Here is a 24,209-nt window from a genome sequence, read left to right as displayed (position 1 = left end):
CATGATCCGATACTGCAGCAGAAACCTGCCCGTTCCCAGCCCACGGCGTTTCATTTTCTGCAAAATCCGTGCGACGATGCGCAGCAAGCCGCCGAATCTTCAATTATTGAAAGATGAAAGACGAATCCTCCGCAGCGCTGCGCGCGCTGACCCTGCTGGAACAGGTTGCCCGCTCCGGGCAGCCGGTATCGCTGGCCGCGCTGACGGACGCCACCGGCCTGCCCAAGCCCTCCGTGCTGCGCATCCTGTCACGGCTGGTCGACGCCGGCATGTTGCTGCGCGAGCCCGCCGGCAAAAGTTACGTCAGCGGCCCGCGCCTGAGCGCGCTGGCGCGCGACACTCTGTTGAATTCGCCCTTGCGCGGCGAGCGCCACCGCATCCTGGACAGCCTGGTCGACGAAATCGGCGAAACCTGCAACTGCACCATGCTGGACGGTGACGAGGTCATCTACCTGGACCGCGTCGAAACCGCCTGGCCGCTGCGGGTGAACCTGCAATCGGGCTCGCGCGTGCCGCTGCATTGCTCGGCCAGTGGCAAGCTGTTCCTGGCGCACATGCGGCGCGAGGCGCGTCAGCGGCTGCTGGCTGCGGCGCCCTTGCCGCGCTACACGCCCAACACGCTGTGCGACGTCGCTGCGCTGGAGCAGGAACTGCGCACCATCAAGAAGGAAGGCGCGAGCTTCGACCGCGAGGAATTCCTGCTGGGTATCGTCTGCATGGCGGTGCCCATTCTGCATGGCACGCGCGCCATCGCCGCGGTCGCCCTGCACGCGCCGGTAGCCCGGCTGTCCATCGAAGGCGCGCGCGCCTGGCTACCGCGCATGCAGGAGGCCGCCCGGGCGCTGGCCGGCACCTACGGGCCTGACGCCTAGCGGCCGGCGGCTCCTGCCCTCCCAGGGGCGCGTCCGGAACGCAATGTTCCGGCATTTGTTGCGAGGCCCATCGGCCACAGGCATTACACTCTTGGGCGTACGCGCGCATGCCGCCTTTTACGCTGCCGCCCCTTCCTTTTGCCGCCAGGCCGATGCCGGGCAGAAAGCGACTCTCTCTATCGTGACCGACACCTCCTTTACCTCCCTGCCCCTGCTGCCCGCCCTGCTCGACAATCTGAAGAGCCTGGGCTTCGAGCAGATGACACCCATCCAGGCCCAGAGCCTGCCGCTCATCCTGGAAGGCCGCGACCTCATTGCGCAGGCCAAGACCGGCAGCGGCAAGACCGCGGCCTTCGGCCTGGGCGTGCTGCAGAAGCTCGATCCCACCCGGCTGACGCCGCAGGCGCTGCTGGTCTGCCCCACGCGAGAACTGGCGGACCAGGTCGCGCAGGAACTGCGCCGGCTGGCGCGCCAGATCGCCAACGTCAAGATCCTGACCCTGTGCGGCGGCGCCGCTGCCCGCCCCCAGGCCGAATCGCTGGCGCGCGGCGCGCACCTGGTGGTGGGCACGCCCGGGCGCATCCAGGACCACCTGGAGCGCGGCAGCCTGGACCTGTCGGGCCTGAACACCCTGGTGCTGGACGAGGCCGACCGCATGGTCGACATGGGCTTTTATGACGATATCGTGGCCATCGCCTCGCATTGCCCCAGCAAGCGCCAGACGCTGCTGTTCTCGGCCACGTATCCCGACAACATCCGCAAGCTCAGCGCCCGTTTCCTGCGCAATCCCGCCGAGGTCAAGGTCGAGGCGCAGCATGACGCCAGCCGCATCGAGCAGATCTTCTACGAAATCGACGAAAAGGACCGGCTCGATGCGGTGACGCGCCTGCTGGCGCACTTCCGCCCTGAATCCACGCTGGCCTTCTGCAACACCAAGATCCGCAGCCACGACCTGGTGGAACGGCTGCAGGCCGAGGGCATCAGCGCCCAGGCCCTGAACGGCGACCTGGAACAGCGCGAACGCGACGAAATCCTGATCCAGTTCGCCAACCGCAGCTGCGCCGTGCTGGTGGCCACCGACGTGGCCGCGCGCGGCCTGGACATCCAGAACCTGAGCGCCGTGATCAACGTCGACGTGACCAAGGACACCGAGGTCCACGTGCACCGCATCGGCCGCAGCGGCCGCGGCGACCAGAAGGGCCTGGCGCTGAGCCTGTGCTCGCCCGAGGAAATGCGCTGGGCCAACCTGATCGAGCAGTATCAGGGCGCACCGCTGGTATGGGGCGACATCAAGGCCTTGCGGCCCAAGGCGGATCGTCCCTTGCGCGCGCCCATGATCACCTTGTGCATCCAGGGCGGCAAGAAGGACAAGCTGCGCCCGGGCGACCTGCTGGGCGCGCTGACCGGCGACGGCGGCCTGACGTTCGAGCAGGTCGGCAAGATCAACATCACCGAATTCAACTCCTACGTGGCGCTGGACCGGCAGATCGCCAAGCAGGCGTTCTCGCGCCTGTCCAACAGCAATATCAAGGGCCGGCGCTTCCGCATGCGCTATCTGGAAGAGTTCTGAGCGTCTGCGGGTGACAAAAACTTGATGATTTTGCTCGGGTTTTGCAATAATGGCGCGGCCTGCCCCGGCCGCCGCCCTACTCGCGATAGCCGGAGCGCGGAACCAAAGGCTCGCAACCTGTTCCAACGGCCGCAGTCCCCTTTCAACCAATAGATGAGAAACTCACCATGATCAAATCCGACGATACCGGCAAGCTGATCCTGCGCCTGACCCTCGGCATTCTGATTCTGCTGCATGGCCTGTTCAAACTGACCGGCGGCGGCGTCGGCGGCATCAGCGGCATGCTGTCCTCGCACGGCCTGCCGGGCTTCCTCGCCTATGGCGCGTACGTCGGCGAAATCCTGGCGCCCGTCCTGCTCATCGTCGGCATCTACACCCGCCTGGGCGGCTTGCTGATCGCGATCAACATGGTCGTCGCCATCCTGCTGGCCCACTCCGGCCAGATCAGCAGCATGACCAACAATGGCGGCTGGGCGCTGGAACTGCAAGGCATGTTCCTGTTCACCGGCCTGGCCATCGCCTTCATGGGCGCGGGCCGCTTCAGCCTGGCCGGCAATGGCGGCCGCTGGAACTAACAGCCGTAACACGGCGCTACGCGCTGACAGGGGGTCGCCGAGGCGGCCCCTTTTTTATGCGCGGACATTGATACGAACGAAATCGACAGTCACGCAGGCGCAAACATCCGTCACCGGAAAGCTGTTTCGGAACGATTACAGTCCAGAACCGTAAGGACTGGCCTGTGGCCTAATCCTGACGAGCGCAACAAAGGCGTGAGCCACGCCTGGCGCTCGGCAGGAGTCGCAAAATGAAGAAGAGTCTGTTGCTTATGCTGGCCATGACCAGCGCCTTGACCGGTTGCGTGGTCGTGCCCGCCAGGCCGGCGTATTACCGCCCGGCGCCGGTGTACTACACGCCGCATTATTACTACCCGGCGTACCCAGCCCCCCATTACTACTATCGTGGCTATTGATCCGCGCGCCCGTTGCGCCAAGGAAAAACCATGAATACCTGTTCCCGGATCCTGCGCCCGCGCCCTTTGGCCGCGGCTGTCCTGATCGCCGCCTGTGCCAGCGCGGCGGCCCAGACCTATGAGCCGCCGCCGGCGCCCGCCGCGCCCGTCTATGACGACGGCGATCCTGCCAACGCCAACCTGGCGCTGGTGGACCGCAGCCCCCAGCCGCCGCCGCCCCTGCCCGTCTATGTCCAGCCGCCGGCGCCCGCCGACGGCTATATGTGGGTGCCGGGCTACTGGAGCCTGAACCGCTACGGGTTTTTCTGGGTGCCCGGCGCATGGGTGCTCGCGCCCTATGCCGGCGCGCTCTGGACCCCCGGCTATTGGGGCTTCAGCAATGGCATCTACCTGTGGACCCCCGGTTATTGGGGCCCCCATGTGGGCTTCTATGGCGGGATCAACTACGGCTTCGGCTACAACGGCCTGGGCTATGTAGGCGGCTACTGGAAGCGCGACCGCTTCTACTACAACCGTTCCGTCACGAACGTGAACGTCACGCGCGTGACCAATGTCTATAACCACACCGTGGTCGTGAACAACGTGGACAACCGCCGCGTCAGCTACCACGGCGGCCCGTCGGGCATCCGGCGCGACGCGGACCCGCGCGAACTTGCCGCGCGCAAGGAACGCCATTCTCCGCAGACGGATATACAGCGCGGCTATGCGCGCGACGCCGGTAACAACCGGGCCCAGTTCTACGATCACAACAAGGGCCGGCCGCCCCAGGCCTACGTCGACCATCAATCCAATGGCCGGCCGCCCGAAGGCCAGCGTCCAGGCAATGGACGGGATGGACGCGACCGCGGCCCGGACAACGACGGGCGCGATAACCGCGGCGGTGCTGACCGGAACAACGCGGACCGCGGCGACATGCAGCGCGGACGCGATATGTCTGCCGGGCAGACAGGCCGCCCTCAGCAAGCGCAGGGGCAACAGGCGCGCGAGCAACAGCAACGCGATCAGCAAGCCCAGCAACAGGCGCGTCAGCAACAGCAGCGTGACCAGCAGGCTCAGCAGCAGGAGCGCCAGCAACAGCAACGCGACCAGCAGGCCCAGCAGCAGGAGCGTCAGCAACAGCAACGCGACCAGCAGGCCCAGCAGCAGGCGCGCCAGCAACAGCAACGCGACCAGCAGGCTCAACAGCAAGCGCGTCAACAACAGCAACGTGGCCAGCAAGCTCAGCAGCAGGAGCGCCAGCAACAGCAACGCGACCAGCAGGCCCAGCAGCAGGAGCGCCAGCAACAGCAACGCGACCAACAGGCTCAGCAGCAAGCGCGTCAGCAGCAACAGCGTGACCAGCAGGCGCAGCAGCAAGCGCGTCAGCAACAGCAGCGCGACCAGCAGGCCCAGCAACAGGCGCGTCAGCAGCAACAGCGTGACCAGCAGGCGCAGCAGCAAGCGCGTCAGCAACAGCAGCGCGACCAGCAGGCTCAGCAGCAACAGCGCGACCAGCAGGCGCAGCAGCAAGCGCGTCAGCAGCAACAGCGCGACCAGCAGGCCCAGCAGCAAGCGCGTCAGCAACAGCAGCGCGATCAACCGCGCGGAGACGGCAATGGCAACGGGAATGGCCGCGGCGGCTCCGGACGCGATTAGGATGGGCGACGCCGCGCCGCTTGCTGGACCCCCGCTTCCCGCGCGGCTACAGTAGACCAGTTGCCGCGCGGCCCCTGAGACTCCTGGAGATTCCGATGAAGCGCATTGCCCCCTGGTTACTCCTCTGCGGCCTGCTGGCCGGCCCGTCGGCCCAGGCCGCGCTGGACGTGGGCGCCCCCGCCCCGGATTTCAGCACCCAGGCCTCGCTGGGCGGCAAGGTCTACACGTTCTCGCTCGGCGAGGCCCTCAAGAAAGGGCCGGTGGTGCTGTACTTCTTCCCCGCCGCGTTCACCCAGGGCTGCACGATAGAGGCGCACAACTTCGCCGAAGCCACCGACGAGTACAAGTCCCTGGGCGCCACCGTCATCGGCGTGTCGACCGACAATATCGACACCTTGAACAAGTTCTCGGTCAGCGAATGCCGCGGCAAGTTCGCGGTGGCGGCCGACGGCGATGGCAAGATCATGAAGGCCTACGACGCGGTTCACGACAAGCGCCCCGAGTACGCGCAGCGCATCTCTTACGTGATCTCGCCGCAGGGCAAGGTCCTGTATGAATACACCGACATGAACCCCGATTCCCACGTGGCCAATACCATGCGCGCCTTGCGCGACTGGAAGGCCAAGCAGTAGGCATTGCCGTCCAGGTTCGGCGCCATCCAGGACGGACGCGCCGCAAGCGCCGACCGCATGGAGCTGAGGTGTTCATGGCTGCGGCGGCGGCACCAGGGCCGTACCCGAACTGAACGTGACGCGTATGGTCTTGCCCGCATCCGCCGCAATGGCCCTCGCGGTAAGCACGGCGGTACCTGGAGAGACTGGCGCGCGCAGTTCCATCGTGGCAACGCCATAGTCGTCGGTGCTGCTGGTAGCCGAGAGCAGCGCCCCGAGGTTGGTCCGCCAGTTGACCGTGACGCCCGCGACCTCCAGATTGCCGTTGGCATCCTTGACGGTCGCCTTGAGGATCAGCTTCTCCTGGCCGTCGGCCCGAGCGGAGGTCTTGCTGCTGGCCAGGGAGGCGACGCGGGCGGTGATGGGATCCGCGGTCAAGGCCACGCGGAAGGTCCGGCCCGAATCGTCTGCACCCGTCTTGGCCGTCACCGTGGCCTGCCCCGCAAGCTTTCCCGCCGTCAGCACGACAGTGGCCTCGCCCTGCGCGTTGGTTCTGGTGGATGACGCTTCCAGCGTGCCGAGATCGGTGCTCCAGTTGACCACATGACCTGCGCCTCCTGAACGGCCGTTACCGTCCAGCACCACCGCCGTGAAGACCACGGTGTCGCGAGCATTGGCTACGATGCTGGTCTTGCTGGCCGAGGCGCTGCCAACGCGGGTGCTGGGCGTAGCGGGCGCAAAGGTCACGCTGGCTACCCTGCCCGCGTCCCGCCCCGAGGCCGCGGCGGTGACATTTACGTTGCCGGCAGCCTTCGGCGCGGTCAGTACCATCGTGGCCTTGCCGCTGGCGTCGGGCCTGCTGACAGCATCGGCCAGCGTGCCGCCGGACGCGGTCCAGTTGACAACCATGTCGCCACCCATTGCATAGCCGTTGCTGTTCCACCCAATCATCGGATTGCCGTATGCGTCCTGTACCGTGGCGGTAAAGCTCACCGTATCGGCGCCGTCGGCAACGCCGTTGGTCTTGCTTTGGGTGAGCGCGACCACGCGGGCGCTGGTGGGGTCGGCCTCGAAGAAGACGAGCGAGGTCCTGCCCGGATCCGCCGTTCCTACCCGGGCCCTCGTCAAAACCCGAGCGGCGACCGTCGACACCAGCTTGACCTGGGCCTCGCCCTGGGCGTCGGTGACGCTCGTAGCACTATCCAGGCTGCCTATGCTGGCGGCCCAGTCGACGGTGGCCCCCGCCACGCGATTGCCCCTGGCGTCCTTCACATAGGCCCAGAGGAAGACAGTGTCTGTACCGTTGGCCCGTACCGTCGTCCTACCGCTACTAATTGCCAAACTCACCACGCGCGCGCTGTAGGCATCGGCCACAAAGGCTATCGTGGCGGTCTGGCCCGCGTCGCCGCCCGCGGCCCGGGCGTTGACGCTCGCAGTGCCCACAGCGGTCGGCGCGGTCAATACAACCGAGGCTTGGCTATGGGCGTCGGTCTTGCTGACCGTCGCAGCCAGCTTGCCCAGGCTGGCCCCCCAGTTGACCGCGACGCCCGCCCCCACCGGATTGCCTTTGGCGTCCGCAACCGTGGCCGTGAAGGTCACGGTATCCATGCCATCGGCCAAGCCGCTCGTCTTGCTCGCCGCGACTGTCGCCACGCGGGCGGTCGACGCGTCGGCCATGAAGGTGACGGACACAACCTGCCCCGCATCGCCGCCCGCGGCCTTGGCGGTAACCGTCGCGACGCCCGTGGAAGTCGGCGCAATCAGAACGGCCGTGGTTTCGCTCTTGCTATCGGTCGTGGTGGCCGTCTGGAGCTGGCCCAGACTTGTACTCCAGTTGACGGTCACACCTGCGCCGACCCGATTGCCTTGCCTGTCGACGACGACGGCCCGGAGGGTCACGGTGTCGGCGCCGTTGGCCACCGCGTCGGTCTTGCCCGCGGCCAGCTCGATGACGTGGGCGCTGGAGGCGTCAGCGATGAAATCGATGGCGGCGGTCTTGCCCGGATCTCCGCCGGCGCTCTTCGCCTGGCGGGCCGGCGCGCACTTGGCGGTGACAGTCGCCGCGCCGGTCGCGGTAGGCGCGGTCAGGACGACAGTGGCCTGACTGCTGGCATTGGTGATACTGGAAGCGCCTATCGTGCCCCGATCGGCGCTCCAATTGACCACGATGCCCGCCCCCACCGGATTGCCGCGGCCATCATCGATCGTGGCCGTGAGCGTGACGGTGTCGGTGCCATTGGCCAGGCCGGTGATCTTGCTTGGGCTGAGTGCGGCCACGCGGGCCCTCAGTTCGTCCGCCGCGAACACGGCCGAGGCGGTCTTGCCGGCATCGCCAGCCGCCGCCCGGGCAGTGACAGTCGCCGTGCCGGGAACGATAGGCGCGATCAGCAAGGCCGAAGCCTGGCCGCTGGCATTGGTGACGCTGGTAACGGCGAGCGTCCCCAGGCTGGCGCTCCAGTTGACGGTGACGCCCGCCCCCACCGGATTGCCGCGGCCATCTTCGACCATGGCGGAGAAAACCACGGCATCCGCGCCATTGGCCGTGCCTCTGGCCTGGCTGGGCGTGAGCTGGACAACGCGCGCGGTCGCGGTGTCCGCGACGAAGGCAACCGCGGCGGTCTTGCCCGGGTCGCGGCTTGCGGCCCGGGCGGTGATCGTCGCCTCGCCAGCCGCGGTCGGCGCGGTCAGCACGACTGTGGCCTGGCTGCTCGCGTCGGTGTTGCTGGAAGCGGCGCCCAACATGCCCAGGCTGGCGCTCCAGTTGACGGCGATGCCCGCCCCTACCGGATTGCCGCGGCCATCCGCCACGGTGGCGGTAAAGGTCACCGTGTCCAGACCGTCGGCCAAGGCGGTAGTCTTGCTTGGCGCGAGCCGCAGCACCTGGGCCTCGGATGCATCGAGCAGGAAGGCAACGGACCCCGTCTTTCCCGGATCCTGGGAGCCGGCCTTGGCGGTGATAGCCGCAACGCCTGCAACGGTGGCGGACAGCAGTTCCGCCACGGCGATGCCGTTCGCGTCGGTATTGCTGCTGTTGCTGGAAAGCCGCCCGCCGGTGGCAGTCCAGCTCACCGCCACGCCCGCGCCTACCGCATTGCCCTTGCCGTCCTTGACCGTCGCCTTCAGTACCGTCTTGTCCCTGCCGTTTGCAAGAATGGACGCGGGCTCCGCAACGAGCTGCGCCACGCTGGCCGCGCTCGGCGCTTCAAGGAACTCCGCCTCGCTCCTGCCCTTGAACCCGTGCTCTTCCATCGCCTCGACCCCGATCATGCCCGCGGCAGTGCTGCTGACCAGGGCATACGCCATGCCATCGGCGTCGGTGCGGTCCGAGGACTCCTGGATCGTGCCTGGTCCCTGCACAGCCCATGTGACGATGCGCCCCGCCATGGGTTCGGCCTGAATGCCGCGAACCTGGGCCGTGAACCTGACGCTGTCGACGCCGTCCGCCATGGCGGCGGCCTTCGAGCGGGCCACGCTGACGCTGAGCGGATTGACGCTGACATTCATGATGTTGGAACGGATCCTGCGGCCATGCGCATCGGTGGCGGACGCCATCAGCTGATAGCTGTTGACGCCTCCGCTGCGGTAGTCCGGCAGCGTCAGCGATGCGGATGCGCCGCCGCTGTACGGCATCGCAAACGGCGCCGCGGAACCGGACCATTCGATCCTGGGCGCGGCATCCGCGCCCGCCAGCGTTACCGGGAAACTGACGACCGTCTGCGGATACCCGGAAGCGGCCGCCGGCAACTGTATCGTCATGGGATCGTTCTTCTTGTATTCCAGGACGATTTCGTTGTTGCGTTCCACCAGATCCATGCGCATGCCGGCAAGCTTGCGGCTGCGCGCGACTTCGCCCGGCTGCAACTGCCTGGCCAATGGCACGCCGAGCGCGTACTTCAGGCCCAGCTTGAAGCTGGTGTCGGACTGCCCGCCCTGCCCCATGCGATGGTCCAGGCCCAGCGTGACCAGCGACGCCGGCGTATAGGAAACGCCCAGGGTCCAGGCGCTGGGGTTGCGTTGCCGGTTGCTGGCGCCGAACAGCCCGACCTCTTCGCCGTAGTACTTCTCGAACATCAGCTTGCCGCCCAGCTGCGGATACTGCGGCAGATAACCTTCGGTCCGGATATCCCAGCCGCTGGCCGGACGTTCCTGATAGTCCCGCGCGTCGGGCGAACGCTTCCAGTCGCTCAGCCGGAAGTAGCCGTTCATGCTGAGCTTCAGATAGTCCGCCCACCATTCGCCGCCCAGACCGAGCCGCCGGTGGCCGCGCGACACGTCCTGGTCCAGGAAGGCGTTGCCGCCGACCATGTAGCCGTCGCCGAAATGGCGGTAGCCCAGCCCGAGGTTGACCGTGGTCCGGTAGGACTCTTGCAGCAGGTTGGTCCGCCGCGCGCCGAACTGGGAAAAAATCAGACCCGTCCCAGAATCGTGGAGCGGGAACAGCATGTCGAGGCCTGCGCCGTGGAAGTTGCCCAACAGGTCCAGCCTGGCGGTGCCGAACTGGCCCAGCCAGCTTTCCGCAGCCTGCTTGGCTACGCCGACGGCCTTGCCGCTGGCCGTCGACCCGGCGTCCGCGCTTGCCATTTGATTGGGATTGGCGGGCAAGGGGCGCCCTTCCAGATCGGGCGCGGGCTCCATGCCTGCGGGAATCGGCGCGTTCGCTGCGGCCGCGCCTGGATCCTTCGCCCGATCTCCGTCCTGAACTGCAACGCTGGCGGATGCGGCGCGGCCTTCGGCGCGGGGGAACGGCTGGCGTTGTTCGCCGGCCAGCGGCGCGGTGCACCCCTGGAACAACAGCAAACCGGAAAGCGCCGTGCAGAGCGCCTTTCTGACTTGGCGCGCAGCCGCTCTGCACCAAGCGTGTGCCTTGGATGGCTTCAGCATCGTCATGACCTTGTCTGATAGGAATCCCGCGGGCGGGCAATGCGCCAACCGGGCAGAGCCGCCAAACTACTGAAGTGCGGCATTGGCGGATTCGTTCTGAGTCATATGCAGGACGAAGTCCTGCCAGCGCTCAAAGCAATCACGCCCCGGGATTCTTGTTACTTAATAATGACAAAATATGACGACATGCTATTTATATAACTGTTGATATCAATATGTAATTTCTTTATTCCATAACAGAAAACCCGATGACTGCGCGCATGGCAGCATCGGGCGGACTCGTGTTGCAGAGTGATGGGGACGGCTCAGCCAAGGCTGAGCACGGGGTGCGCAGGCTGAGCCGGCCTTCCTAGTTGAACGGCCAGACCGGCGGATGCGTGCCGGGCGGGCTGGACGGACGCGTCCAACGGGCCGGCGTATCGGAGAACTGCGCGGCGTGGCGCAGCGCCACCAGCTCGCCAAAGCCAGAGGGCTCGGTTTCCAGCAGGCCCTCGAAACCTGGCATCGGACAGGCCAAGCCGCCCTCGACGCGGCCCAGGCCGCGCAGCCAATGCGCGGTCTGCGCCAGCGACACGCGCACATGCCAGCTGCCGCCTTCGGTCGCTTGGCGCGCCAGCGCGGCTTGCGCGCCGAACGCCATCAGGTAGCCCGAGGCATGATCCAGGATCTGCATGGGCATGGGCTTGGGCGCGTCCTGGCCCGCGGCCTGCGCCTCCGCGTGGTTGAAGCCCGTGGCGGTCTGCACCAGGGAATCGAAGCCGCGGCGGCCAGCCCATGGGCCCTTGTCGCCATAGGCGGTCAAGGACACGTAGACAATGCCCGGACGCAGGCGCGCCGCGTCCTGCGGGCCGAAGCCCAGCGCGGCCAGGCCGCCAGGGCGGTAGCCCTGCACGAACACGTGCGCGCTGCGCAACAGGTTGCCCAGCGCGATGCGGCCGTCGGCCGTATCCAGATCGGCCAGCACCGACAACTTGCCGCGGCTGGTGTCGATGATGTTGTCGATGTTGGGCAGATGCGGGGAGTTGAGCAGCATCACGTCGGCGCCGTACGCCGCCAGCGCCCGTCCGCAGACCGGTCCGGCGATGATGCGGGTCAGGTCCAGCACGCGGATATCCTTGAGCGGCCGGGCGCCGTTGCCGTACTTGGGCCAGGGCCGTGGATCGGCTTCGCCGATGCGCTCGATGGTCAGCAGAGGCTGGGCGGCCACCGCCAGGGCTTGGGGATGGCGGTCCCATTCGTCGAAGCTGCGCATGGCGGCCACGGGCAGCCCCGCGTCGGCGGCCACCTGTTCGAAGTCCAAGGCCTTCCAGCGGCTCAAGGCGCGCTCGACCATGGCGCGGGTGGTGTCTTCGCCAGCCGGACAGCCCAGCAGCGCCAGCGCGCCATCGCGATGATGGGCGAAATTGGCGTGGATGCGGACCCAGCCCCCGTCTCCGCAGCGATACAGCCCGGTGATGGGGTCCCAGGGATTGGGCGTGATGCCGTTGATCGTGTAGTGGCTGCGGCATTCCTGCGCCGCGTGCAGCATGTCGACGGCGACCTGCTGCCTGGCGCCGCCGCGCAAATTCCAGATTTCCGCCGCGGCCAGCGCGGCCGCGGCCAGGCTGGTCTGCGCCGCGGCGCCGACGGCGAAGGACGATGGAACTACCGGATCGGAGCCAGTCAACACCACGTGCTCCAGCGATTCGTCGGGCAGATCCACCGAGCGCCAGAGCTTTTGCAAGACGTCGCGGGACGCGTTGCCTGCGGGTGTGCGGCCCCTCAGAAAAGACGGGCGTAGGTCCATCAGATTTCCCATAGCGTTCATCTTGCTCTAGTCGTTTATTTGAATTACATGGCGGGGTCCAGGCCGCGTCAATATCCGTGGCGCGCCAGCGTGTTTCATGGTTTGACCGCAAAGCGCCGCGATCCGGCCGCGCCGAGCGCTTTCCCCCGCGAGGCCGGCGGCGCCGGCCTGGGCAGGCCAGGACACATCTACTCGTAGTTTTTACATCGTCTTCCAAGACCGGTCTGCCGGCGCGTCCGCGCGGCGGGCGCAATATAGAATGCCAGCCTCGCCGCCCCCTGCCCTGGACCGCCCATGAACACGCTGCTTTGGCTGCGCACCGACCTGCGCGCGCATGACAACCCTGCCCTGGCCGCCGCCGCCGAAGCCGGCACGGTCACCGCCCTGTTCCTGGCCGCGCCCGGCCAATGGCGGCTGCATGGCGACGCGCCGGCCAAGGTCGATTTCTGGCTGCGCAATCTGCGCGAACTTTCGCGCGAGCTTGGCCGCCTGGGCATTCCGCTGCGGCTGCTGACGGTGCATGACTGGAGCCAGGCGCCGGACGCGCTGGCCGCTTTCTGCCGCGACCACGCCATCGGCCAGGTTCACGTCAACGCCGAATGGGCCGTCAACGAACGCCGCCGCGATGCCGCGGTCGCCGCCCGCCTGCGGACCCTGGACGTGGACTGGACGCTGCATCATGGCGCTTCGCTGCTGCGGCCCGGCACGGTGCTGACCGGCAAGGGCGAGTGCTACCGCGTCTACACCCCTTACGCGCGCGCCTGCCGCGAACGGCTGCGCACGGCGCCGCTTCGCGCCCTGCCGGCCCCGCGCGCGCAGACCCCGCCGCCCTGGCCGGCGGATCCGCTGCCCGCGGCCTTCGAAGGGTTCGACGCGCCCGCCGAGCCCGTACGCGCGCTCTGGCCTGCCGGGGAGCACGCGGCCAGCGAACGGCTCGACGCCTTTGCCGACGGCGTCATTGACGCTTACCAGGAAGAACGCGATTTTCCCTCGCTGCCCGCCACCAGCTGCCTGTCGCCCTATCTGGCGGCAGGCGTGCTGTCGCCGGGCCAGGCCTTGCGCGCCGCGCTGACCGCCAACCATGGCGAGGTGGAAGGCGGCAAGCGCGGCGCCGCCACCTGGATCAACGAATTGCTATGGCGCGAGTTCTACCAGCATCTATTGGCCGCCTACCCCGTGCTGTCCATGCACCAGCCCATGAAGCCGGAAACTGCCGCGGTGCCGTGGCGCGACGCGCCGGAGGACCTGTATGCCTGGCAGCAGGGCCAGACCGGCATTCCCATCGTCGACGCGGCCATGCGGCAGTTGCTGGCGCTGGGCTGGATGCACAATCGCCTGCGCATGGTGACTGCCATGTTCCTGTCCAAGAACCTGCTGATCGACTGGCGGCTGGGCGAAGCCTGGTTCATGGCGCAGCTGGTGGACGGCGATCTCGCCGCCAACAACGGCGGCTGGCAATGGAGCGCCTCCACGGGCGCGGACGCCGTGCCCTACTTCCGCATCTTCAATCCGCTGTCGCAGTCGCGCAAGTTCGATCCGGACGGCGTGTTCCTGCGCGAATGGCTGCCGGAACTGGCGCATCTGGACAGCCGCGCCATCCATGACCCCAGCCCCATGGAGCGCGCCGCCGCTGGCTATCCGCTGCCCATTGTCGACCTGGCCCAGAGCCGGCTGCGCGCGCTGGAGGCGTTCAGCGGGCTGCCGCCGGCCTGAGCGCTGGCCGCGGGCGGGAACGACGTCGGCCGCGCTTGACCTAGGTCAACGCCGCTTCCGTCCGCGTCCCGGATGATCGGTCTGCGACATCCCGCCAACGCCGATCGCAGGACGACACAGCCATGCGCGACCATCCGCAGGTCCACGACCAGGAATACACGCTGCACGACGAGCAGTGCCTCATCACCCGCACCGACGCGCGCGGCCGCATCATCTACGCCAATCCCGCCTTCCTGGAGGTCAGCGGTTACACGCAAGCGGACCTGATGGGCAAGGGCCATGACACCATGCGCCATCCCGACATGCCGCTGGCCGCCTACGACGACCTGTGGCGCACGATACAGCGCGGCCAGTCCTGGACGGGCGTGATCAAGAACCGGCGCAAGCATGGCGGCCACTATTGGTCGCTGGCCAGCATCACCCCGGTGGTGGAGCGCGGCGTCACCGTCTGCTATGCCTGCGTGCGCGTAAAGCCGACGCGCGCCCAGATCGAGACGGCAGACAGCGCCTACCGGCGCCTGCGCACCGGCATTACCGGCGGCTTGCGATTGCGCGCGGGACGGATCGTGCCGGGAGGCCTGCTGGCGCGTCTGCGCGACTGGCGGGCGTCGGGCATACGCGCGCGCATGCTGGCCTGGGCGGGACTTTCGTCCGCGCTGTTCCTGGCCGCTGGCGGCATCGCGCTGCACGGCATGGCGGCCAATCTGAATATCGAACAACTGGCCTTGGCTGCTGCGGTACTGGCCGCCGGCGTCTGCCTGATCTTCGCTTCGGGCTGGGCCTACGCCCGCACGCTTTCCGGCTTGCTGAACACGGCCACCGACTTCACACGGCAGATCGCCGCCGGCAATCTGGGCACGCCGCTGGCGCCAGGCAATCCGGACGATGAAACCGGCGCGCTCAGGTTTTCGCTGGAGGCCACGCGCAGGAACCTGGTCGGACTGGCCCGCGACGTGCACACCGGCATCGCGGACGCGTCTGGAACGGTTGCGCAGCGGGTCGAAACAGAGGATCTGCGCCACGCCATCGAGGTATTGCGGATCGCGCGCGCCCAGCCGCGGCCTGCGCACCCGGCCGCCTAGGCCTGTTGCCCGGCATGGCCCCGCGCCGCGCCCGCGCGTCAACCGCCGGCCGCGGCCTCCTTGTCCAGCCGCTTGATGAACACCTGCAACTCCTTCACCACCTGCTGATCGCCGCGCGCCTGCGCGGCCTGCAAGCCTGACTCCCAGGCGGCGCGCGCGCCGGCCTTGTCGCCTTGTCCCAGGCAAGCCTTGCCCAGCCATTTCCAGGCCACCGAATAGGCGGGATCGAACGCCAGCGCCGCGCGCAGATGGGTCTCGGCCTGGCGGAAACAGTCTTGCTCCGCATAGGCCTTGCCCAGCGAAAAGCGCAACAGCATGTTGTCCGTGCCCTTGGCCAGCATCGCCTCCAGGCGTTGGGTCATTCCTTCCATGGTCGGCCTCCTGCGGGCGCTCGTGCATTGCTGCGATGCGCACATGATAGGACGGCCGCGCCGCGATCCGCGCAAAGGCCCCGCGCCGCGCGCGGAGATGGGCGGGATGGCGCGGACATCCGCGCAGGTGTCCACGCAGAAACCCATTTCGGCGCGTTTCAATGCCGGGCCGGGGTGAATTCATTGGGGACTATCCTGTCTTACCTCAAGTTGCCTTCCGCAAGGTATCCGCCCCATGAAGCTCTTGTGCCTGCGCCTGCTGCGCGCCACGCCCCTGCTGCTGCTGCCGCTGGCCGCGACCGCGCTGGCTCAAGCGGAACCCGACAACCGGACGGGCGAAGCCGCCCTGGTCAACCGCGTGACCTGGGGCGCAACGCCTGCCGAGCTGGCCCGCATCCAGAAGATGGGACCCGAACGCTACCTGCAGGCGCAACTGCGCCCCGCCGCCGAAGGCAAGCTGCCGCCGGCGGTGCAGGAGCGCATCGACGCGCTCTCGATCTCGCAGCGCTCCGACGAGGACGCGCGCGCGACCCAGCTGGACATGCGCGCCGCGGCCAAAAAGCTGCCGCCGGACGAACAGCAGAAAGCCATGCGCGAAGCCCGCCAGTTTTCGCTGCAGCGGGCCGCGGAGGTCAACCAGCGCGCCGTGTGGCGCGCGTTGTATTCGGACAGGCAGTTGCAGGACCAGATGACCTGGTTCTGGATGAACCACTTCAATATCGACCTGCAGAAAGGCGACGTGGGCATCTTTCTTTCGCAATACGAAGACCAAGCCATCCGCCCGCATGCGCTGGGCAAGTTCGGCGACCTGCTGAAGGCCACCATGCGCGCGCCTGCCATGCTGATCTATCTGGACAATGCGCAGAATGTCGCCGGCAAGATCAACGAGAACTACGCGCGCGAGCTGATGGAACTGCATACGCTGGGCGTGGGCGGCGGATACACGCAGGCCGACGTGCAGGAACTGGCCCGCATCCTGACCGGCATGGGCGTCGCCGCCAAGCCCGAACCGCCCAAGGTCCGGCCGCAATGGCGTGCGCAGGTCGTGCAGGAAGGACTGTTTCTCTTCAACCCCGCGCGCCACGACCAGGGCGACAAGACGTTCCTGGGCCATCGCATAGCCGCGGCCGGGATTCGGGAAGTGGACGAGGCGGCCGATCTGCTGGCCCGCAGCCCGGCTACCGCCAGGCATGTCAGCGGCAAGCTCGCCGCTTACTTCGTGGGCGACAATCCGCCCGCGACGCTGGTCGGCAAGATGAGCAAGACCTTCCTCGCCGCCGACGGCGACATCGCCGCCACCCTGCGCACGCTGTTCGCGTCGCCGGAGTTCGCGGCCTCGCTCAAGACCGGCGTGTTCAAGGATCCCGTGCACTACGTCTATTCGTCGCTGCGGCTGGCCTATGGCGACATGCCGCCGATCCTGAATCCCCAGCCGGGCCTGGGTATGCTGAAGCAGCTCGGCCAGCCGCTGAACCAGCGCCTGACGCCTGACGGCTATCCGATGGGCAAGGCGGACTGGTCCGGGTCCGGGCAGATGGCCGTGCGCTTCGAGGTCGCCGGCGCGGTGGTTGGCGCGGCCAAGGCCCTGTATCAGGAGGACGGCGCCGCGCCGGCCAATCCGCCGCGCCTGCCGAACCTGCTGAAGGCAAACGAGGGCAACGGCCTGTTCGCCGGACTGTCGCCCGCCACGCGCGAGGCCATCGCGCAAGCAGGATCGTCCCGGGACGCCAACCTCTATCTGCTGGCCTCGCCTGAATTCATGCGCCGCTGAAGCGCCCGCAGGACAAGAACAAGGGAACGGATCATGGACCGCCGCCGCCTGTTGCAACTGATGGCCTCCGCACCGCTGGCGCTGGGCAGCAGCCGCTTGTACGCCGCCCCCGCCGCTTCCGGCAACCGCCTGCTGCTTGTCTTCATGCGCGGCGCCTACGACGCCGCCAGCCTGCTGGTGCCGGCCACGAGCGACTTCTATTACGAATCCCGGCCCAACATCGCCATTGCCCGCCCGGGCGGCGGCCCCGGCGCCGCCCTGCCCCTGAGCGACGGCTGGGCCCTGCACCCGGCACTGGCCGAAAGCCTGCTGCCCTACTACGAAAGGCGCCAACTCGCGTTCCTGCCGTTCGCCGGCACCGACGACACCAGCCGCAGCCATTTCGAAACCCAGAACAGCATCGAACTGGGGCAAGGCGCGAGCAAGGGCGGCGACTACCGTTCGGGCTTCCTGAACCGGCTCGCGGCGACGCTGAACACGGGCCGGCCCCGACCCGCCGCATTCACCAGCGAGGTGCCGCAGATCTTCCGCGGCGACGAACCCGTGCCCAACGTCGACCTGATCGGCGCCGCGCGCAAGTCGCGGCTGACGGCGGACGACAACCGCGTCATCGAGTCCATGTACCGGAACACCGATCTGCATGCCTCGGTCGCCGAGGGACAGCGCGTCATGGGCGCGGCGCGCGAGGAGATCGACGCGGAAATGCAGGCCGCCAGCGGCAACGCCGTGTCGGCCGACAGGCTGGAACAGGAGGCGCGCCGCATCGCGCGCTTCATGACCGACCGCTACAACCTGGGTTTCGTCGACGTCGGCGGCTGGGACACCCACGTCGGCCAGGGCGCCGCCAGCGGCCTGTTGTCGAACCGCCTGGGCCAGTTGGGCCGGGCGCTGGCCGCCTATGCCGACGCCATGGGCCCGGCCTGGAAGCAGACCACGGTCGTGGTCATCAGCGAATTCGGCCGCACTTTCCGCGAGAACGGCAACAAGGGCACCGATCACGGCCACGGCACGGTCTACTGGATCATGGGCGGCAATGTGCGCGGCGGACGCATCGCGGGCCGCCAGGTGGAGGTCAAGCGCGAGACCTTGTTCCAGGACCGCGACTATCCCGTGCTGAATGAGTACCGCGCCGTGTTCGCCGGCCTGTTCTCGCGGCTGTACGGGCTGGACCGCGCGCGGCTGGCGCAGGTGTTTCCGGGCGTCGCGCCCGTGGACCTGAAGCTGGTCTAGCCTGCGCTAGAATTCCGTCCTTGCCCAGTCATTGCCGCCGCGGCCCTCCCTTTCGTCCCGGCCCTTCTCCCATGCCCCTGCACCTCATCGCGCTGGCCGCCGCCGCTTTCGGCATCGGCACCAGCGAGTTCGTCATCATGGGCCTCCTGCCCAACGTCGCCCAGGACCTTCAAGTCAGCATCGACATCGCCGGCCTGCTGATCACCGGCTACGCCATGGGCGTGGTGATCGGCGCGCCCATCATGGCCATCATTACCGCCAGGCTGCCGCGCAAGGCCACGCTGATCGGCCTGGCCAGCACCTTCGTGGTGGGCAATTTGCTGTGCGCGCTGGCGCCGAATTACGGCTTGCTGATGGCCGCTCGCGTGTTCACCGCGTTCTGCCATGGCGCCTTCTTCGGCCTGGGCGCGGTGGTGGCCGCGGACCTGGTGGCGCGCAACCAGCGCGCCAGCGCCATCGCGCTGATGTTCACCGGCCTGACGCTGGCCAATGTGCTGGGCGTACCGCTGGGCACGGCGCTGGGTCAGGTGGCCGGCTGGCGCTCGACGTTCTGGGTGGTCAGCGGCATCGGTTTGCTGGCCGTGGCCGCGCTGGCTGCGTGGCTGCCGGCGCGCATCCCCATGCGGCCCGGCAACATCCTGCGCGAATTCAAGGTGCTGCGCGACGCGCGCGTGGTCTGGCCGCTGGCCGCCAGCGTGCTTGCCTCCGCAGCGCTGTTCTGCGTGCTGACCTACATCGCGCCGCTCTTGCGCGAAGTGACCGGCGTGTCCGAACGCGGCGTCACCGGCGTGCTGCTGCTCTTCGGCGTGGCGCTGACGGTGGGCAGCACCCTGGGCGGCAAACTGGGCGACCGCAACCTGGAAGTGTCGTTGCGCCGCATCTTCATTGGCCTGCTGCTGGTGTTCCTGGCGCTCAGCCAGGCCATCCACGCGCTGGCCCCCATGCTGGTCATGACCTTCATCTGGGGCGTGCTGGGCTTTGCCGTCGTGCCGTTGCTGCAGACGCTGATCGTGGACCAGGCGGCCGACGCGCCCAACCTGGCGTCGACCCTCAATCAGGGCGCATTCAACCTGGGCAATGCGGGCGGCGCCTGGCTGGGCAGCGTGGCGCTGGGCCACGGCCTGCCGCTGACGGACCTGCCCTGGATGTCGGCCGGCATCACCGCCGCCGTCCTGCTGCTGACCTTGTGGGGTACGCGCTACTACGGCCGCGACGCCGGGGCTACACTCGCTGGACAACAAGCCGGCGCGCTGACGCCCTCGCGTTCGGACGCCTAAGGAGCCCGCATGAGCACCCTCTACGATTTTTCCGCCCGCGCCATCGACGGCACGGAACAGTCCCTGGACACCTACCGCGGCCGCGTGCTGCTGGTGGTGAACGTGGCCTCCAAATGCGGCTTCACGCCGCAGTACGCCGGCCTGGAAGAACTCTACCGCTCGTTCCACGACGACGGCTTCGCGGTGCTGGGCTTTCCTTGCGACCAGTTCGGCCACCAGGAACCCGGCGACGAAGCCGAAATCCGCAATTTCTGCAGCACGCAGTACGACATCACCTTCCCGCTCTACGCCAAGATCAACGTCAACGGCGAGGACGCCCATCCGCTGTACCGCTGGCTCAAGGGCGAGAAGCCCGGCGTCTTCGGCACCGAGGGCATCAAGTGGAACTTCACCAAGTTCCTGGTGGGCCGCGACGGCCAGGTCATCAAGCGCTACGCGCCCACCGACACGCCGGCCGGCATCAAGGACGACATCGAAAAGGCGCTGTCCGCGCCGGTCTGAGCCGCGCGTCAGCGCAGCGGCGGCAACCGGCGGCGCACCGTGTGCGACTTGACGATGGCGGTGTTGGTTTCGGCGTATTCGGTCACGCGCTCCAGGATGCCGTCCAGATGCGAGATCGAGCGCAGCACCACGCGGGCGATGAAGCAATCGTCGCCCGTCACCTTGTCGCATTCCACGAATTCCGGGATTTCCTGGATCAGGCCTTCCACGTGGCGTAGCTGCCCGGGCAAGGGGCGGATGCGGACGATGGCCTCCAGCGCGTAGCCCAGCGCCACCGGGTCCACGTCCAGGGTATAGGCGCGGATCACGCCCGACTCTTCCAGCCGCCGCAAGCGGTCCGCGACGCTGGGCGCGGACATCCCGACCTGGCGCGCCAGGTCGGCCGTGGTGGTGCGCGCATTGGCCGTCAGCGTCTCCACCAGGCGGCGGTCGATGCCGTCCAGGACCGGGCTTTCACTTTTTAGGTCGTTTTGCATAAATTCCACCTAAACAAAGGTTTCGGAATCGATTCACCACATCAACATCATATAACCAGCTTGATCCGCCTGGGATAATTTCTCCATCGAACATCGCGGCCGCACGGCCCTGGAGAACCCTCATGAATCCCTCATCAGAACGCGTGGGCCTGGCCCAGATGGCCGCGGCGATGACCCTGTCCGGCACCCTGGGCGTGTTTGTGCTGGAGTCGGGGCAAAGCGCCTGGAACGTGGTTTTCTTCCGCTGCGTGTTCGGCGCCCTCTCCCTGTTCCTGTATTGCTGGGCGCGCGGCCTGCTCAAGCCGGGCCTGTTTACCGCCCGCACGCTGGCGCTGGCCCTGGCCGCGGGCGCCGCGCTGGTGCTGAACTGGGTGCTGCTGTTTTCCGCCTACCGGCTGGCGTCCATTTCGCTGGCCACCGCGGTCTACAACGTGCAGCCCTTCTTCCTGATCGGCCTGGGCGTGCTGTTCCTGGGCGAACGGCCCACGCGCGGCAAGCTGGCCTGGTCCGTGCTGGCCTTCGCCGGCCTGATGCTGGTGCTGCGCCTGTCCGACGCGGGCGGCGCGGACGGCCGGGCCTACCTGTCGGGGCTGATGCTGGGGCTGGGCGCGGCGGCGCTCTATGGCGTCACCGCCATCATCGTCAAGCGGCTCAAGCACATTCCGCCGCAGGTGCTGGCGCTGGTGCAGGTGACGCTGGGCGCGGTGATGCTGCTGCCCATGGCGGACTTCAACGCCCTGCCCGCCGCGCCCCTGCAATGGAGCTATCTGGTGGCGCTGGGGCTGATCCACACCTGCCTGATGTACATCCTGATGTACTCGGCCATCCAGAAGCTGCCGACCACGTCCACCGCCGCGTTGAGCTTCATCTATCCCGCCGTCGCCATCCTGCTGGACTTCGTGGTCTACGGACACCGCATGGACGCCACGCAGATCGCGGGCGTGGCCATGATCTTCCTGGCGGCGGCGGGCGTGAGCCTGAACTGGAGCTGGCGCCTGCCGGGGCGGCCGCGCGCGGGCACGGCCTGAATGCGGGCCGCGGCATGGGCAAGCCCCGGGCCGCCACCGGGGCAAACCCGTACCCGCCCCCCGGTTATTGGGGCCGGCGCCAACCCGGCCCCGCTATCATGGCTTTTCCCTGCGCCGGCCGCCGCCGGCGCAACGCACAGGACATCCCATGATCGATCTCTACTACTGGACCACCCCCAACGGCCACAAGATCACGCTGTTCCTCGAAGAAACCGGCCTGCCCTACAAGATCCATCCGGTGAACATCGGCCGCGGCGATCAGTTCAAGCCCGAGTTCCTGGCGATCGCGCCGAACAACCGCATTCCGGCGATCGTCGACCAGGCCCCGGCCGGCGGCGGCGCGCCGATCTCGCTGTTCGAGTCGGGCGCCATCCTGCTGTACCTGGCCGAGAAGACCGGCCGCTTCCTGCCCGCCGACCTGCGCGGCCGCGCCGAAGTGTCACAATGGCTCTTCTGGCAGATGGGCGGCCTGGGTCCCATGGCCGGCCAGAACCACCACTTTTCCGGCTACGCGCAAGAGCGCATTCCTTACGCCATCGACCGCTACGTCAAGGAAACCAACCGTCTCTACGGCGTATTGAACAAGCGCCTGGCGGACCGCGAATTCGTCGCCGGCGACTATTCCATCGCCGACATGGCGGCCTACCCCTGGATCGTGCCGCACGCCAAGCAGGGCCAGGACCTGAACGAGTTCCCGCACCTCAAGCGCTGGTTCGACGCCATTGCGGCCCGCCCCGCCACGCAGCGCGCCTATGCCCTGGCCGACACCATCAATACGGCGCCCTCCGTCAGCGACGAGGAATCGCGCCGCATCCTGTTCGGCCAGACCGCCCAGAACACCGCCCGCTGAAGGAGCCGCCATGCCCGACCCGCAACTGGTTTTCCGCCGCGCGCGCCTGGGGGATCTGCCGGGCATCGTCGCCCTGCTGGCCGATGACGAGCTCGGCGCCACGCGCGAGAATCCCGCGCTGCCGCTGGACCCGCGCTATGCTGCCGCCTTTGCCGCAATCGGCCAGGATTCCAATCAATTCCTGGCCGTGGTCGAGCAGGACTCGCAACTGGTCGGCTGTTTGCAGTTATCGTTCATACCCGGCCTGTCGCGGCTGGGCCAGTGGCGCGGGCAGATCGAGAGCGTGCGCATCGCCTCGTCCTCGCGCGGCGCCGGCCTCGGACGCAGGATGTTCGAGTGGGCGATCGAGCAATGCCGCACCCAGGGCTGCAGCCTGGTGCAGCTGACCACCGACCGCGCCCGCCCCGATGCGCGCAGGTTCTATGAAAGCCTGGGCTTCAAGGCCAGCCACGACGGCATGAAGCTCAGCCTGTAGTTTTCAGTACTGATTTGGAAGGAACGCCCATGCATGGCGAATACAAAGTCCCCGGCGGCAAACTGGTCGTCGCGGATCTGGAAGTGCGCGACGGCCGCCTGGCCGACGTGCGCATCAGCGGCGACTTTTTTCTTGAACCGCCCGAGGCCCTGGACGCCATCAACAGCGGCCTGAACGGCCTGCCGGCCGATGCCGGCGAACTGGAACTGGCGCTGGCCGTGCAATCGGCGCTGCCCGCCGATGCCGAAATGTTCGGCTTCTCGGCCGAGGCCGTCGCCGTGGTGCTGCGGAGGGCGCTGGCATGACGCGCACCGACTGGAACGACTACGACTGGCAACTGATCCATGAAGGGCCGCAAGACCCGGTGCTGCACATGGCGCTGGACGCCGTCATCACCGACGAGGTCGGCGCCGGCCTGCGCCCGCCCACCCTGCGCATCTGGGAATGGGCGGCGCCCGCGGTCGTGATCGGCCGCTTCCAATCGCTCAAGAACGAAGTCGACCCCGACGGCGCGCGCCGCCATGGCATCCAGGTCGTGCGCCGCGTCAGCGGCGGCGGCGCGATGTTCATGGAGCCCGGCAACTCCATCACCTATTCGCTCAGCGCCCCGCAGGCGCTGGTGCACGGCATGAGCTTCCAGGAGTCCTACGCCTTCCTGGACGCCTGGGTGCTGACCGCCTTGCAGGGCCTGGGCATCAAGGCCTGGTACCAGCCGCTCAACGACATCGCCTCGGACATCGGCAAGATCGGCGGCGCGGCGCAGGCCCGCCGCGGCGGCGCGGTGCTGCACCACGTCACCATGTCCTACGACATCGACGCGGATAAAATGGTCGAGGTCCTGCGCATCGGCCGCGAAAAACTGTCGGACAAAGGCACCACCAGCGCCAAGAAGCGCGTCGATCCCTTGCGCACCCAGACCGGGCTGGCGCGGGAAGTGATCATTGACCGCATGGTGGAAACTTTTGCCGGCCTGCACCGTCTCACCCCCGGGCAGATAGGCAGCGACACGCTGGCGCGCGCGCAAGCGCAGGCGGCCGAGAAGTTCTCCACGCCCGAATGGACCGGCGTGGTGCCCTGAACGGCCGCGCCCCGATTTTCTGGAGGTAGTTT

The 24,209-nt window shown here is 67.7% G+C and carries 21 protein-coding genes; 17 read left to right on the top strand and 4 right to left on the bottom strand.

Features of this window, described 5'->3' with window-relative positions:
- The first annotated feature begins 113 nt into the window (after positions 1–113).
- The 6 genes from ACZ5YA_RS03720 (at position 114) to ACZ5YA_RS03695 (ending at position 5,679) form a co-directional block, all read left to right on the top strand.
- A complete protein-coding gene (locus ACZ5YA_RS03720) occupies positions 114–872 on the top strand; it encodes an IclR family transcriptional regulator (protein WP_059379597.1) in 759 nt (252 codons plus the stop codon).
- A gap of 181 nt (positions 873–1,053) precedes the next feature.
- Positions 1,054–2,442 carry an ATP-dependent RNA helicase DbpA gene (dbpA, locus tag ACZ5YA_RS03715; protein WP_118934392.1) on the top strand — a complete coding sequence of 463 codons (1,389 nt, stop codon included), beginning with the start codon at positions 1,054–1,056 and terminating at the stop codon, positions 2,440–2,442.
- A 167-nt stretch (positions 2,443–2,609) separates the two neighbouring features.
- Positions 2,610–3,017, top strand: a complete 408-nt coding sequence (locus tag ACZ5YA_RS03710) for a DoxX family protein (RefSeq protein WP_054456781.1) — start codon at positions 2,610–2,612, stop codon at positions 3,015–3,017.
- Positions 3,018–3,247: 230 nt separating this feature from the next.
- A complete protein-coding gene (locus ACZ5YA_RS03705) occupies positions 3,248–3,412 on the top strand; it encodes a hypothetical protein (RefSeq protein WP_165867956.1) in 165 nt (54 codons plus the stop codon).
- A gap of 30 nt (positions 3,413–3,442) precedes the next feature.
- The gene (locus tag ACZ5YA_RS03700; protein ID WP_464092028.1) at positions 3,443–5,047 is read left to right on the top strand and encodes an adenylate cyclase; all 1,605 of its coding nucleotides are present in this window, start codon (positions 3,443–3,445) and stop codon (positions 5,045–5,047) included.
- 95 nt (positions 5,048–5,142) lie between these two features.
- Positions 5,143–5,679 (top strand): peroxiredoxin, encoded by a 537-nt coding sequence (locus ACZ5YA_RS03695; RefSeq protein WP_464092027.1) that lies wholly within the window; start codon positions 5,143–5,145, stop codon positions 5,677–5,679.
- Positions 5,680–5,751: 72 nt separating this feature from the next.
- Here the strand turns inward: ACZ5YA_RS03695 and ACZ5YA_RS03690 are convergent, their stop codons facing one another.
- Positions 5,752–10,455 carry an Ig-like domain-containing protein gene (locus tag ACZ5YA_RS03690; protein WP_464092026.1) on the bottom strand — a complete coding sequence of 1,568 codons (4,704 nt, stop codon included), beginning with the start codon at positions 10,453–10,455 and terminating at the stop codon, positions 5,752–5,754.
- A 433-nt stretch (positions 10,456–10,888) separates the two neighbouring features.
- On the bottom strand, positions 10,889–12,337 hold the full coding sequence (locus ACZ5YA_RS03685; RefSeq protein WP_464092824.1) for a CoA transferase: 1,449 nt from the start codon (positions 12,335–12,337) through the stop codon (positions 10,889–10,891).
- Between the two features lie 282 nt (positions 12,338–12,619).
- On the opposite strand from ACZ5YA_RS03685, the gene phrB reads away from it, so the two are divergent.
- Complete coding sequence (phrB, locus tag ACZ5YA_RS03680) at positions 12,620–14,038, top strand: deoxyribodipyrimidine photo-lyase (protein WP_251880439.1); 1,419 nt, start codon at positions 12,620–12,622, stop codon at positions 14,036–14,038.
- Between the two features lie 122 nt (positions 14,039–14,160).
- Complete coding sequence (locus ACZ5YA_RS03675) at positions 14,161–15,120, top strand: PAS domain-containing protein (RefSeq protein ID WP_464092025.1); 960 nt, start codon at positions 14,161–14,163, stop codon at positions 15,118–15,120.
- Between the two features lie 38 nt (positions 15,121–15,158).
- On the opposite strand, the gene ACZ5YA_RS03670 is transcribed toward ACZ5YA_RS03675, so the two are convergent.
- A complete protein-coding gene (locus tag ACZ5YA_RS03670; RefSeq protein WP_464092024.1) occupies positions 15,159–15,491 on the bottom strand; it encodes a hypothetical protein in 333 nt (110 codons plus the stop codon).
- Positions 15,492–15,726: 235 nt separating this feature from the next.
- Between ACZ5YA_RS03670 and ACZ5YA_RS03665 the strand changes: the two genes are divergently transcribed.
- From ACZ5YA_RS03665 to ACZ5YA_RS03650, 4 genes are all read left to right on the top strand, one after another.
- Entirely contained in the window at positions 15,727–17,262 is a 1,536-nt protein-coding gene (locus ACZ5YA_RS03665) for a DUF1800 domain-containing protein (protein ID WP_464092023.1), read from the top strand.
- A 33-nt stretch (positions 17,263–17,295) separates the two neighbouring features.
- The gene (locus ACZ5YA_RS03660) at positions 17,296–18,492 is read left to right on the top strand and encodes a DUF1501 domain-containing protein (protein ID WP_464092022.1); all 1,197 of its coding nucleotides are present in this window, start codon (positions 17,296–17,298) and stop codon (positions 18,490–18,492) included.
- A gap of 71 nt (positions 18,493–18,563) precedes the next feature.
- Entirely contained in the window at positions 18,564–19,769 is a 1,206-nt protein-coding gene (locus ACZ5YA_RS03655; RefSeq protein WP_464092021.1) for an MFS transporter, read from the top strand.
- A gap of 9 nt (positions 19,770–19,778) precedes the next feature.
- Positions 19,779–20,270 (top strand): glutathione peroxidase, encoded by a 492-nt coding sequence (locus ACZ5YA_RS03650; protein WP_059380299.1) that lies wholly within the window; start codon positions 19,779–19,781, stop codon positions 20,268–20,270.
- Positions 20,271–20,278: 8 nt separating this feature from the next.
- Here the strand turns inward: ACZ5YA_RS03650 and ACZ5YA_RS03645 are convergent, their stop codons facing one another.
- Entirely contained in the window at positions 20,279–20,746 is a 468-nt protein-coding gene (locus tag ACZ5YA_RS03645; RefSeq protein WP_059380300.1) for an Lrp/AsnC family transcriptional regulator, read from the bottom strand.
- A gap of 122 nt (positions 20,747–20,868) precedes the next feature.
- Here ACZ5YA_RS03645 and ACZ5YA_RS03640 point away from each other — a divergent pair, with 122 nt between their 5' ends.
- The 5 genes from ACZ5YA_RS03640 (at position 20,869) to ACZ5YA_RS03620 (ending at position 24,177) form a co-directional block, all read left to right on the top strand.
- Positions 20,869–21,774, top strand: coding sequence for a DMT family transporter (locus ACZ5YA_RS03640; RefSeq protein WP_059380301.1), 906 nt, complete (start codon positions 20,869–20,871; stop codon positions 21,772–21,774).
- 148 nt (positions 21,775–21,922) lie between these two features.
- Positions 21,923–22,624, top strand: coding sequence for a glutathione binding-like protein (locus ACZ5YA_RS03635; RefSeq protein ID WP_059380302.1), 702 nt, complete (start codon positions 21,923–21,925; stop codon positions 22,622–22,624).
- A gap of 10 nt (positions 22,625–22,634) precedes the next feature.
- Complete coding sequence (locus ACZ5YA_RS03630; protein WP_059380303.1) at positions 22,635–23,099, top strand: GNAT family N-acetyltransferase; 465 nt, start codon at positions 22,635–22,637, stop codon at positions 23,097–23,099.
- A 29-nt stretch (positions 23,100–23,128) separates the two neighbouring features.
- On the top strand, positions 23,129–23,404 hold the full coding sequence (locus ACZ5YA_RS03625; RefSeq protein WP_013393496.1) for a lipoate protein ligase C-terminal domain-containing protein: 276 nt from the start codon (positions 23,129–23,131) through the stop codon (positions 23,402–23,404).
- Positions 23,401–24,177, top strand: coding sequence for a lipoate--protein ligase family protein (locus tag ACZ5YA_RS03620; protein WP_059380304.1), 777 nt, complete (start codon positions 23,401–23,403; stop codon positions 24,175–24,177). Before ACZ5YA_RS03625 ends, ACZ5YA_RS03620 begins: the two co-directional genes overlap by 4 nt.
- Positions 24,178–24,209 lie beyond the last annotated feature (32 nt).

This window comes from Achromobacter sp. JCM 18799 (assembly GCF_055395645.1).
This window is presented reverse-complemented; position numbering and strand designations above follow the sequence as displayed.

Coding starts and splice junctions, on each gene's coding strand:
- ACZ5YA_RS03705 (WP_165867956.1), top strand. CDS start 3,248: ATGAAGAAGAGTCTGTTGCTTATGCTGGCCATGACCAGCGCCTTGACC.
- ACZ5YA_RS03685 (WP_464092824.1), bottom strand. CDS start 12,337: ATGGGAAATCTGATGGACCTACGCCCGTCTTTTCTGAGGGGCCGCACA.
- ACZ5YA_RS03655 (WP_464092021.1), top strand. CDS start 18,564: ATGCCCCTGCACCTCATCGCGCTGGCCGCCGCCGCTTTCGGCATCGGC.
- ACZ5YA_RS03665 (WP_464092023.1), top strand. CDS start 15,727: ATGAAGCTCTTGTGCCTGCGCCTGCTGCGCGCCACGCCCCTGCTGCTG.
- ACZ5YA_RS03625 (WP_013393496.1), top strand. CDS start 23,129: ATGCATGGCGAATACAAAGTCCCCGGCGGCAAACTGGTCGTCGCGGAT.
- ACZ5YA_RS03650 (WP_059380299.1), top strand. CDS start 19,779: ATGAGCACCCTCTACGATTTTTCCGCCCGCGCCATCGACGGCACGGAA.
- ACZ5YA_RS03710 (WP_054456781.1), top strand. CDS start 2,610: ATGATCAAATCCGACGATACCGGCAAGCTGATCCTGCGCCTGACCCTC.
- ACZ5YA_RS03660 (WP_464092022.1), top strand. CDS start 17,296: ATGGACCGCCGCCGCCTGTTGCAACTGATGGCCTCCGCACCGCTGGCG.
- ACZ5YA_RS03670 (WP_464092024.1), bottom strand. CDS start 15,491: ATGGAAGGAATGACCCAACGCCTGGAGGCGATGCTGGCCAAGGGCACG.
- ACZ5YA_RS03640 (WP_059380301.1), top strand. CDS start 20,869: ATGAATCCCTCATCAGAACGCGTGGGCCTGGCCCAGATGGCCGCGGCG.
- phrB (WP_251880439.1), top strand. CDS start 12,620: ATGAACACGCTGCTTTGGCTGCGCACCGACCTGCGCGCGCATGACAAC.
- ACZ5YA_RS03720 (WP_059379597.1), top strand. CDS start 114: ATGAAAGACGAATCCTCCGCAGCGCTGCGCGCGCTGACCCTGCTGGAA.
- ACZ5YA_RS03695 (WP_464092027.1), top strand. CDS start 5,143: ATGAAGCGCATTGCCCCCTGGTTACTCCTCTGCGGCCTGCTGGCCGGC.
- ACZ5YA_RS03700 (WP_464092028.1), top strand. CDS start 3,443: ATGAATACCTGTTCCCGGATCCTGCGCCCGCGCCCTTTGGCCGCGGCT.
- ACZ5YA_RS03630 (WP_059380303.1), top strand. CDS start 22,635: ATGCCCGACCCGCAACTGGTTTTCCGCCGCGCGCGCCTGGGGGATCTG.
- ACZ5YA_RS03675 (WP_464092025.1), top strand. CDS start 14,161: ATGCGCGACCATCCGCAGGTCCACGACCAGGAATACACGCTGCACGAC.
- ACZ5YA_RS03635 (WP_059380302.1), top strand. CDS start 21,923: ATGATCGATCTCTACTACTGGACCACCCCCAACGGCCACAAGATCACG.
- ACZ5YA_RS03645 (WP_059380300.1), bottom strand. CDS start 20,746: ATGCAAAACGACCTAAAAAGTGAAAGCCCGGTCCTGGACGGCATCGAC.
- ACZ5YA_RS03620 (WP_059380304.1), top strand. CDS start 23,401: ATGACGCGCACCGACTGGAACGACTACGACTGGCAACTGATCCATGAA.